The following is an 11,212-nucleotide window of genomic DNA, read 5'->3' on the forward strand; positions in this document are numbered from 1 at the left end:
GAGGATAAACACATGTCACTAGGTAAAGTGCAAGTTAACAATTTGAATTTAGGGCAAGGTGACATCCAAGGTGTTGAGCGACACTTCTTGTTTGTTGGCCGTGCAGGTTCGGTTGATGAAGAAAGCCAATTATTTAGCATTGGCGCTAAAACCGACTTAGAAAAAACCTTTGCAGATAGCCCACTGCGCGATCAGCTTATTGCTGCGCAATTAAACGCAGGCCAAAACTGGACCGCAGCGGTTTACCCAATGGCCGAACTGGAAACCATTGTTGATGCCATTGACCGCGCCAACGAAGTACAAAGCTTTGAAATGGTAGTGGTATGTGCTGAGCAAACAGCAAGCGCAGAACTCACAGATATTCATGATCACCTAACATCATTGCAAGCCACATTAGGCCGTTTTGTATCGGCATTGGTTGCCGTGCCTGGTATTGATGCAGCTACGCAAACATGGCCAACCTATGAAGCCGCAACCATTGCATTGCAAGCCGATATTGCCGCGCACTTAGTGGTGCCCGTACCGCAATTACACGGCAATAACGTAGGCGTATTAGCAGGGCGATTATGTGACCGCAGCGTAAGCATTGCCGACAGCCCCATGCGCGTAGCAACGGGCAGTGTGTTAGGCCTAGGCGCGGCACCGGTTGACAGAGAAAACGAGCCGCTGTCTCTTGCCACACTAGAAACCCTAGCAAATAAACGCATGAGCGTACCGCAGTGGTATAGCGATTTTGAGGGTGTTTATTGGAGCGATGCCCAAACGCTCGACGCTGCAGGCGGTGACTACCAATACCTTGAGCATTTACGCCCAGTGCATAAAGCCAGCCGAGAAGTGCGGGTATTAGCTATTCGCCGTGTTGCAAACCGTGCGCTTAATTCAACGCCTAACAGCATTGAACTAAACAAGTCGTACTTTATGAAGCCACTGCGCGCCATGAGCAAAAGCACCACCATTTTAGGCACGCAGTTTCCGGGTGATATTAAGCCGCCAGTAGAGGGCGATGTAACGATTGTATGGACCACAAACAAAGCGGTGGTTATTTACTTGGTTGTTCGCCCTTACAACTCGCCAAAAGAAATTACCGTAAACATCATGCTTGATTTAAGCAGCAACTAGGAGCACTAACCATGCGTTTATCTGGAATGAATTTTAACGTGAACTTGGGTGACATTATGGTCCAAGTTGACACGGCATCACTGGCTATTACCGACAATAGCGCCGTGAGCCAAACAAGTGGCGTGCCTGATGGTTTTGTTGATGGCGATGTAGCGGCCAGCGGTGAGCTATCGGTTAACGCCAGTAACTTTGCGCTTATATCAGATGCGGCAAAAAGTGCAGGCGCTTGGCGCGCAATGGAACCGTTCGACATTATGTTTTATGCAAAAACCAGCAAAGACGAGCTAAAAGTAGAAGCGTTTGGTTGCCGCATTAAGCTAAGCGACATTTTAGACATAGACAAAAAAGGTGGCCAAGCCAGCCTGTTTAAAATTCCGTTTGATGTAACCGACCCCGACTTTGTAAAAATCAACGGTGTGCCGTACTTACGCGCCGAAGAAATTGAAAACATAGTGCAATAAGGTAGTTAGTAAATGGATGATCTAGACCACCTAGTAATAGCACAGGAACGCGCTGAAAAACGGTTTACCGATCAGCGCTTAAAAGGACTTAACAACAGCCGCGTGATCAGTGCAACGGATTGCATTGATTGCGGCGACCCAATACCCAAAGCGCGGCAAAAAGCCATTAAAGGTGTGCAGCGCTGTGTACCGTGCCAATCGTTAAGCGAGTAGCAAAATGAACAATATCAAAGTGAATTACAGCTTTATTTCAGAACTTGAAGGCGGCGCGCAGTTAAAAGGCTATGTGCCCGATGCGGCTAATTCTAGGTCTGGGGTAACTATTGCCACCGGCTTTGATATTGGCCAGCGATCACGCGAAGACTTAGAGCGCATGTTTTTTATCGCACGACCTTCATTAATCGATAAGTTAGTACCGTACTGCGAGCAACACGGCGAACACGCAGAGATGATGCTTAAGCTAATGCCGTTAAAAGTAACCGAAGATGAAGCAACGCTAATTGATCGCTGTGCAAAGTTTGAGTCGCTATTTTTGTTAGTCGAAAAGTATAACCAACATTCAGCAATCAAGTTTGAACAACTGCCAGAGCCCATGCAAACCGTGATTGCATCGGTGGCGTTTCAGTATGGCAATTTAGCAAAGCGTTGCCCCAACTTTTGGCGCACGGCCATTACTCAAAATACAAAAGCTATGATTGATGAACTGGTAGATTTTGGCGACCGATACACAACGCGCCGTTGGCGTGAAGCAAGTTATTTAAAACAGGCAGGGCAATAATTATGGAATGGAAAAAAATTGCAAACACAGTAGGCGGTATTGCTGGCGCAGTAGCTCCTTTATTAACTGGCCCTGTAGGTTTAGCGGTAAGTATTGGTAGCCAAATTGCGGGCGCATTAGGCACAGAAAATACGCCAGAAGCGGTGGCTGCTGAGTTAAAAAATAACCCTGATGCAGCGCTTAAGTTGCAACAGTGGGCACACGAAGAACGTGAGCAAATACGCCAGGCTAATATTGAGCTGCAAAAAATTGCACTTGAAGAATACAAAGCGGATTTAAACGACCGCCAAAACGCACGAACTAACAATAAAGATCATTGGATGCCCTCAACGCTCACCATCTTACTGTTTGTTTTGTTCTCGGCGGTATTAGGTGCTTTGTTTTACGGCCCCGACATTGAGCGAAACCGTGACCTAATAGTGTATTTGGTTGGCAACTTGTTCGTGTTGCTAGCTAACGCCGCTGCATTTTGGTTAAGCGCTACTAAAAGCTCGAACGATAAAGACAAATTAATGAACCTAATGCAAAAAACGGCAGGACAAGGAGTAGCAAAATGACCCAAGTAGCAACGTGGCTCATGGTCGCCATTGCATTTATTAGCTTAGTGCTAACCATATTAGTGCCGCTGTTAGTGAGCTTGTTTAATGCCCACAAAGCCACGGCCAAAGAGCTAAGCGACCATAAAACCCATGTGGCCGAAACCTACGCCACCAAAACCGATTTTGACAAATTAACCGATCGTATGGAAAGCCGTATGCGAGATGGATTTGAAACGTTACAAAAATTATTAACTACTCATTCTAAGGATTAACCCATGAACAAGAACATTACTTTAACAATAGCAGGTGAAGAACTGGGCTTTGACGTTACCACCGAAAATTATAACGGCTACCTAAACGACATTATGCCTAATAACAAAGTAGCGCCCGCGCATAACTTTGTAATGCGCTCGGTTGTTGATAGTGACAAAGAACAATTACGCAAAGTGTTAAGTGATTCGCCAGGCGCAGCAATGCAAATTTGTGGCTTGCTGCAGCAGGAGTTTGCGCCAGCAATTGAAATTAGCGTAAAAAAATAGAATCGCTGGTTGAAGCCATAGGCAACAACCAGCTTGAGCAATTGCTAACGTATCGGCGGCAAATATTGCCCCACGAAGACGATAGCGAACTAAACATTGCTCGGGCTGCATGGCTTATTAAGCGCCAGCGAGAAGATTTAGAAAACATAATTACCAATGCCGTGTGCAAAGCCTTTGGGGGCAAGTAAATGAGTTTACCGCAACAGCTAATGTTTACCGTTGGATTAGTTGACCAAATAACTAAGCCTATTGCCAAAATAAGCAATAGCTTAAATGGGTTAACCAACGACTATCAACGCGGCACCATGAAAATGGCGTCGGGCGTTGCGGGTATTGCGGCCAGTGGTTATGCACTGCAAAACGCATTGATGCCAGCCATTGAAATGGATCGTGCATTGGGCGAGGTTAAGTCATTAGGTGTGCGCGAATCGGCACTAAAACAACTGACTGATACATCATACGAATTTGCGCTTAAGTACGGCAAATCGTCTACCGAATTTGTTAAATCGAGCTACGACATACAAAGCGCCATTGCAGGCCTTAACGATGCTGACTTATCAGCGTTTACGTTATCAGGGAACGTGCTTGCTGCAGCCACCAAAGCGGACGCTGCCACCATCACAGATTATATGGGTACCATGTATGGCACATTTAAAAATGAAGCCGAATCAATGGGCAAAGGCGAATGGGTACAACAATTAACAGGCATGACAGCTACCGCAGTTCAAGTATTTAAGACTGACGGTAAAAAAATGGCTGATGCATTCAAAGGAATGAGTGGCGCATCCAAAGAAGCGTTAAGCGATCAGATGGCAATACTCGGTACGCTACAGTCAACACTTGGCGGAGGTGAGTCAGCAACACAATACAAAGCATTCTTGGGCGGAGCTGCAAAAGCTCAAGAAAAGTTAGGGATGAACTTTACTGATCAGTATGGAAAGTTATTACCAACAATAGAAATATTAGAAAAATTAAAAGGTAAGTATGGTGATTTAACAATAGCTTCAGACAGGCTAGAAATAAAAGAGGCATTTGGAACTGATCAAGCATTAGGGTTTATTGATTTGCTTTCGAAAGATACAGATGCATTAAGAGTAAATATGGACGCTTTGGGTAAAGTTAAAGGTATGGAGCAAGCTGAAAAAATGGCTTCAGCAATGACCGACCAAAGCGAGCGTTTAAGCCAAAGTTGGTATGTAATACGTGCAGCGTTAGGCTCTGCGATTTTGCCAGCCTTTAACGACTTTGTGGGCTTAATTGCCGACATGGGATCAGGCGTTTTAAGTTTTACAGAAGAATTTCCAACACTAACCAAATGGCTAGGCTATGCCGCTGTAGGTGTATTGGGCTTAGTAGCTGCGGGCGGTTTGATTTCTATTGTAATGGGAGCTGCAACTATGGCTACTACTGCTTGGAATGCAGCCGCATTAATTGGCAGGGGTATAAGCGCTGCTTGGACAGCATCAATTACTTTTTTAAGAGGAGCCATGCTGGCGCTAAACATTGCCATGTACGCTAACCCAATTGGTTTAATTGTCGCGGGTATTGCCGCTGCAGTTGTAGCAGTGGGCGCACTGATTTATTACTGGGATGACCTAAAAGCCAGCTTTGCTGATATTAGCTGGGTAAACGTGTTACTCACTGGCCTTGAATACGCATGGAAAGCCGTAGAGTTTTTATTCGCACCATTGCTATGGGCAATTGAAGAACTAGCAAGCCTAGCGGGCATTGAAATAGACACCAGTTTTGAAGGTGTAAAAGGTTTAATTGGCCTAGAGCAAGTGCCAGCCACACAACCACAAGCTAGCAGCACCCCAAGCATTGCGGCCATTTCCCCAGTTCAAAGCAGAGTTGAACGCGGCGGTATTACCCAGCAAATTAGCAACGCTAACCAACAAAAATCGACCCACATTGCCAGCGTAACGATTAACCCAGCCAAAGGCGATACCAATTACATGAACTTTGTTGAGATGCACTCATGAGTATTTATCGCGATTTACAGATTAAACATGGCGACGTGGTGTTAGATGCAGGGCACAACCCCATGTATTTAACCGATCGTGATGTGATTGCTCAAGACATTGTGCATGCCATTTTAGACACAGGCCTTGCAAACTTATTAGTAAGCGACCGAGGAACTGGCACAACCCAAGACACCCAAACGCAAATAAAGCTATTGGTTGAAGATGATGTGCGCATTATGCCTGGCACGGTAAAAGTTCAGCAAAACGAGAACCAAAAAGGCCAATGGTGGGTGCATGCTAAAACCATCGAATTTGGCGCTATTTCATCATTGATCATAGAGGCGCAATAATGGCTGACTTAACCCCAATAATTGACTTTAAACGCATTGTAGAAAAAGCGGGTATACCCACCACAGAAGACGGCTGGAAAACGCTATTTAAACAAGACGTAGATGAAAGCGGCAGTATTATTGCTAACGACTCGCCTTATTCACCATTTTGGCGACTTATTAGCGCGATTGTGGCAAAGCCTGCCACATGGGTAGTCAACAAAATATTAATAGAAAAAATACTGCCTAATCTATTTTTGCAAACGGCTACTGATAGCGAATTTATTGAAGCCAAAGCATGGGAGCACGACTTAACGCGTAAAAGTGAAGAGCGAGCACATGGCAAAGTGCGATTTAATCGCGCAGCTATTACAGGACCAGGTTTATTAATTAGCGCCGGTACCGTAATACAAACCGACGCTATAAACGGCACAGTTTACCGTGTGCTAACGGTTGATGATGTAATTTTACCTGAAAACCAAGCAAGTGTATTAGTGCCTGTTGTTGCCGAAAATGCAGGGGCAGCATACAACCTAGGCGCAGGTTATTACCATATTTTACCTGAGTCGGTAACGGGTATTGCCAGTGCAGTTAATGATGAAAACTGGCTTGATGCGCTTGGCGCGGATGCCGAGACAAACCAAGATTTAAAACTACGCACCCGTAACGCATTTACCGCTGCAGCGCCTTGGCACATTGACGCCGTTTATCGCGCTATTTTAACCCAGCGCAGTGGCCTTGATACCGACAATATATTTTTTGAACACGATGCACCGCGTGGCCCTGGTACTGCCAATGCCTATATTTTGTTAGACACAGGTACACCCAGCCAAAGCTTAATTGATGATTTAAACGAATACGTAATGGAAAAAGGCTTCCATGGTCATGGCGACGATTTACAAGTAATTGCTATGCCAGGTGTAAATGTGAGTGTAGGTGTAACTGTTTACCCGCATGGCTATTTATTAGCGACCCAAGTAACCGCATTGCTAACAAACGTTGAAAACTTTATACGCAGTGCGTTTAGAGAAAACACCGATTACACAGTGACTAAAACACAACCCGCTAGCCGCTTTAGCTTTAGCAGATTAAGCCAAGAGTTACATAGAGAGTTTGACGGTATTGATTCATTAAATTGGCACCAAACCGATATAACCAGCCAAAACAATGTGCCGCGCTTAACTGCGCTAACTATAGAAAACGGTAATGCACTATGAACATAAACTGGCAAGCGCTAACTAAAATGCCTTACTGGCTGGCTAGGCCAGCTAGTGAGCTCGATAAGCTACGCCAAGCAGCCGTTATTTATTGGCAGCGTGTAGCAGACATGCTGGCATGGCCTGCTAAGCAGCTTGACCCAATGACCGCCGAACTTGAGTTGGTTAATTTACTCGCATGGGAGCGAGACATTACTCAAATACCTAACGAAACAGAGCTGATGTACAGAACGCGCGTTAAGTACGCTTTGCCATTTGCTAAAGGGGCAGGGAGCAAAAGCGGCTGGCTTGATATGTTTGAAAAGCTCGGTATGCCATGGATAACCATTGATGAGCGAATAAGTACGGTTGATTGGGATGTTGTGAGTTTGCAACTGCTGGATGCCGACTTAGGCGAACGCCAAAATTTAATAAATGCATTATGCCGCCAATATGGGCGAACGACTCGTCGTTATGAATACGTGACTATTGCCAAGCAAACTGTAGCTGCACCCCCTAAAAACTTTGATGGTGATGGTGAATTCACTATAGCCAAATTAAATACCAATTTATTACCAACAAACCGATTTATGACGATGGACAGCCATGCTGAATTTACCGTCGCGAATGTTAAACAGGAGTATTAAACCATGGCACAAGTTATAACGATTGCCGGCGAAAAGTTATTTGCAACCAAGGCACAGGCTAACCAACAATTAGACATAGACACTTTTATTTTTGCTAACGTAGCAGGGCAAGACCCAACCGGCACAATTGATCGCAACGAAGGCATTCCAAACAGCTATATTGTGCATCAACAAAACGTGCAGCAAACAGGCCGTATTAACGACAACGTAGTTGTTTACTCAACGGTTCTCGATAGCGTTACGGGCCCGTTTGAATTTAACTGGGTAGGACTGTATTCGTCAATAAATCAAACATTAGTAGCCATTAGCCATGTACCAACTGTTGCCAAAACAATCACCGCGCCAGGCAGTGCCGGTAACACACTAAACCGTAACTTTGGTATTGAATACTCAGGCATAGCAGATTTGGCGGGTATTAGCGTATCGCCAGAAACATGGCAGTTAGACTTTACTGCACGTTTAAGCGGCATGGATGAGCTAACCCGCCAGCTCGCTAGCGACATGAACGGCAAGGACTGGTTTATTGATGATGGCTTTAAAGTAGTCCCGCGATCAACCGCCAATACATTTAGCGTAACACCGGGCGTAGGTTATGTAAGTGGCCTGCGTGTGGAATTAAAGAATGAGAAAATATTAACTTTGCAAAGCTATCCGCAATTTGTATATGTTGATGCTTACTTCGATGGCAACGCATCAAGCCAATGGGAACCACAAGTGGTGTTTACTGTGTCGAACACCGAAATGGATGATTACATTGATGTAAATGGTATAGAACATTATGTTTTTAAACTTGTTCAAATAATAGATGTAAACACAATTAATGACTTTAGATCGGAATCAAAATTTTCTGAAAAAAGCTGGGTGCAAGATACATTTATAAAAAAGTTAGAGGCAGATAAAAAGTTTGAGGAAGTTAATCGAATTAAGAAAGGTTTTATGTCATGCATTAACGCTAATACTTTAGCATTTTCAAATGGTGCGTATCAGCCTAATGATATTAATCAATCAAACTCAATTAAGTCTACTGATGCAAACACAGGTGTTTTGGTTAAAGCTGAGTATGGTGCTTATTTAGATTTGGTTATGCCTTATGCTGTACTTATTGGAGACTCTATTGCAGAAGGTCATCCAGAACAGCACGGAAGGCTTCACCCTTCAGGGAATGTTGATTATATGGAAAGCTATAAATCGCAAGTGGGGCAGTTAAGCTTTGAGCTATCCAACAAATTCACTATTCCATTTTTAAATCATGGTATTGGTGGTCAAACATCTGTAGATATTAAAAGTAGATGGGAAAGGGATGTATTACATCAAATAAAAGAAGTGGGTGATGGTAGAGGTAATCAAACAATGAACTTTGGTGGCCAGTTGCCGCATTTAGTTTACTTGCATGTTGGTATTAACGATATAAGTATTGGTATTGAAATAGATACTATGAAAAACAATTTCAGATATTTTGCACAAAGTTGTAAAGATAATAATATTATTTTAATGCTAAGCAATATTGGCGCATATGCTCTATACAACGATGCAAAAGAAAAGAAAGCACGTGAATTTAATACGTGGCTCCAAACAGACTTTAAATCAGAATTTGAAGATGTTGAAATTATCGATTATTTACACTGGTCTACAAATGGAACAGGGGATTATAAAAACTTAAAGGATGGAATGTTTGCAGACAATGTTCATCCAAATAAGTCAGGATATATTGATTTTGCCAGTTATATAGCAGATCAAACACATTCACCCATTATTTTATCGTCTCTTTACTTTGACCAAACAATATATGGACCAAATAGGTTTAGTAACATTACAAAGTTCTCTTTTAATAATAAAGACTTTAAAACAAAAGACAGCAATATTATTAAGTTTAATCCTGGAAACTTAGATAACAAAGATAACCCTATTAAAAGAATTACTTTATTAGAATTTGAGGTTATAACGGGTGATGGTATAGAACAACAAAGTGGTTTTTGCCAAGTATATGGTGAGTTTACTAATAAGAAGGTAGAGGTGCCAAATAGTGTGATGAAAGAAAGTACTGAAATAGTAGCGGCAGGTGTTATTTATAGAGGTGAACTAAGTGACAGTTGGAAAAATTTCGGTATAAAAAGTATTGATAAATCAGATCTTTTAAACGGTAATATTAAATTAGAGCTATATAAACCCGCAAATTTGATCAATGTGAGCATGATAGGTGACAGTCCATTATCACATGAATTATCACCTAGATGGAAATCAGGAAGTATAGGTGATGAAGGTTCTATTCATTGGAGTATTAATCTTAAAAACATTAAAGATGGAACTCCAGTTAATGACGCTTTATTACATAACTATCAGATATTTGCTTACATATTTTAGGTGATAAATGCTAAACCTCAACTCGCTATCAATAAATCTTAAATCACTTCGCATTACGGCTAGCCAAGAGCTTGCCAGCGAAGACGCCAGCGGCCAATCATCAAGTACTGATCAGGCTGAAACGGGTATTAAGGCTAAAACGTTAGCTGTGAGTGGTTTTTTACCTTTCACTATGGCTGATAACTTGGCCGATTTGTTTAATTTAGCCGAAGCGACTGAGGGCGGAGCGCGTGTTATTTATCGTATAAGTAATCGCACTGCAAATACGCTAGGGGTTAAACAAGTGCGTTTTAGCAGTAAAATTGAAGCTGTTGAACAAGAAACTACCCGGCAATGGGCTGTGAATTTTACGCTTAGTGAGTGCAGGTCGGTTCCTGAAAAAGTAGAGGAACGCGCTCCCCAAGCGCAAGCTAATCAGCAAGGTGGTGAAAGCGAAGTGCAATACGCTAATTTACAACAGCACCTACAAGATAACTTTGCAAAACTAAGAACCGCATAATGGCCACCGCTAATGCTCGTTTTATTGCTCGCGCTCATATCAATAATGAAAAAGTTGATATGAAAGATCACTGGGTAGTGCTACAGGCATCAACACCAGGTAACTGCCAAATAACCGTTAACCAAAGTGTGGCTAAGTTAGCACCGGTTGCGGTTGATTTAGGTTGGGGCGATATGGTTGACCGAGTATTTAACGGCTATGTTGAACGTGTGCTACCTGCGGTTAATGGCTGGTTTACGCTTTTTTGCCGTGAGTGGTCTGCATCACTTGCTTACAATTTAACGGTGATGCTGCGCCATCCAACTATGCGTCAAGTGCTTGATGAGATAACAGCACAAACAGGCGTTGATTTTGTAATACCCGATAAAGCCTATGCTGATACGGCCATACCGTGTTTTTACTCTGATAGTTCAGGATATGCCATGTTAAACAATATTGGCCGTGCGTTCCGTATTGCCGATTTTGTTTGGTATCAACAGGGTAACGGTAAAGTATTTGTTGGCAGTTATGCTGATTCTTTTTGGTTTGATAAACCAGTAACAATAGCAAAAGAACTCATGACCGATCATCAAGCAGGCAAAACCGCAAAAATGCCAGCAGCCCCAATGATACGCCCAAACGTAACTGCCAATGACGAACGTATAACCGCCGTTGAGTTTCAAGGCACAAACATGCAAATAAGTTGGTAACAATGGAAAAAGCGATATTAAGAATTGTGCGCCGGTTGTTTCCAGAACTAACCGGCCAATTACATTTACCGCGATGGGGTAGAGTAGTCGC

At 43.1% G+C, this 11,212-nt stretch carries 14 protein-coding genes; all 14 read left to right on the forward strand.

What is annotated here, in order from left to right:
• Positions 1-1,119: DUF2586 domain-containing protein (locus tag L641_RS0120645; protein WP_253944079.1), on the forward strand; the 1,119-nt coding region annotated here is incomplete at its 5' end.
• Positions 1,120-1,130: 11 nt separating this feature from the next.
• Positions 1,131-1,580, forward strand: coding sequence for a phage protein (locus L641_RS0120650; RefSeq protein ID WP_024601300.1), 450 nt, complete (start codon positions 1,131-1,133; stop codon positions 1,578-1,580).
• Between the two features lie 12 nt (positions 1,581-1,592).
• Positions 1,593-1,793, forward strand: a complete 201-nt coding sequence (locus L641_RS0120655) for a TraR/DksA C4-type zinc finger protein (RefSeq protein ID WP_024602995.1) — start codon at positions 1,593-1,595, stop codon at positions 1,791-1,793.
• A gap of 4 nt (positions 1,794-1,797) precedes the next feature.
• Positions 1,798-2,358, forward strand: a complete 561-nt coding sequence (locus L641_RS0120660; RefSeq protein WP_024602996.1) for a pesticin C-terminus-like muramidase — start codon at positions 1,798-1,800, stop codon at positions 2,356-2,358.
• Between the two features lie 2 nt (positions 2,359-2,360).
• Positions 2,361-2,915, forward strand: a complete 555-nt coding sequence (locus L641_RS0120665; protein WP_024602997.1) for a hypothetical protein — start codon at positions 2,361-2,363, stop codon at positions 2,913-2,915.
• Entirely contained in the window at positions 2,912-3,169 is a 258-nt protein-coding gene (locus tag L641_RS0120670; RefSeq protein WP_024602998.1) for a hypothetical protein, read from the forward strand. The genes L641_RS0120665 and L641_RS0120670 overlap by 4 nt, the downstream gene beginning before the upstream one ends.
• 3 nt (positions 3,170-3,172) lie before the next feature.
• Positions 3,173-3,436 (forward strand): putative phage tail assembly chaperone, encoded by a 264-nt coding sequence (locus L641_RS0120675; RefSeq protein WP_024602999.1) that lies wholly within the window; start codon positions 3,173-3,175, stop codon positions 3,434-3,436.
• A gap of 188 nt (positions 3,437-3,624) precedes the next feature.
• Complete coding sequence (locus tag L641_RS0120685; RefSeq protein WP_024603000.1) at positions 3,625-5,418, forward strand: phage tail tape measure protein; 1,794 nt, start codon at positions 3,625-3,627, stop codon at positions 5,416-5,418.
• Positions 5,415-5,750 carry a DUF2590 family protein gene (locus tag L641_RS0120690; protein WP_024603001.1) on the forward strand — a complete coding sequence of 112 codons (336 nt, stop codon included), beginning with the start codon at positions 5,415-5,417 and terminating at the stop codon, positions 5,748-5,750. The genes L641_RS0120685 and L641_RS0120690 overlap by 4 nt, the downstream gene beginning before the upstream one ends.
• The gene (locus L641_RS0120695) at positions 5,750-6,946 is read left to right on the forward strand and encodes a baseplate J/gp47 family protein (protein ID WP_024603002.1); all 1,197 of its coding nucleotides are present in this window, start codon (positions 5,750-5,752) and stop codon (positions 6,944-6,946) included. Before L641_RS0120690 ends, L641_RS0120695 begins: the two co-directional genes overlap by 1 nt.
• Positions 6,943-7,572 carry a hypothetical protein gene (locus tag L641_RS0120700; RefSeq protein WP_029750329.1) on the forward strand — a complete coding sequence of 210 codons (630 nt, stop codon included), beginning with the start codon at positions 6,943-6,945 and terminating at the stop codon, positions 7,570-7,572. Before L641_RS0120695 ends, L641_RS0120700 begins: the two co-directional genes overlap by 4 nt.
• A gap of 3 nt (positions 7,573-7,575) precedes the next feature.
• Complete coding sequence (locus tag L641_RS23335) at positions 7,576-9,933, forward strand: phage tail protein (protein ID WP_084298554.1); 2,358 nt, start codon at positions 7,576-7,578, stop codon at positions 9,931-9,933.
• A 7-nt stretch (positions 9,934-9,940) separates the two neighbouring features.
• Positions 9,941-10,432 carry a hypothetical protein gene (locus L641_RS0120715; protein ID WP_024601356.1) on the forward strand — a complete coding sequence of 164 codons (492 nt, stop codon included), beginning with the start codon at positions 9,941-9,943 and terminating at the stop codon, positions 10,430-10,432.
• Positions 10,432-11,121, forward strand: coding sequence for a hypothetical protein (locus L641_RS0120720; RefSeq protein ID WP_024601355.1), 690 nt, complete (start codon positions 10,432-10,434; stop codon positions 11,119-11,121). Before L641_RS0120715 ends, L641_RS0120720 begins: the two co-directional genes overlap by 1 nt.
• Positions 11,122-11,212 lie beyond the last annotated feature (91 nt).

It is taken from the genome of Pseudoalteromonas sp. TB41 (assembly GCF_000497975.1).
Taxonomy (GTDB): domain Bacteria; phylum Pseudomonadota; class Gammaproteobacteria; order Enterobacterales; family Alteromonadaceae; genus Pseudoalteromonas; species Pseudoalteromonas tetraodonis.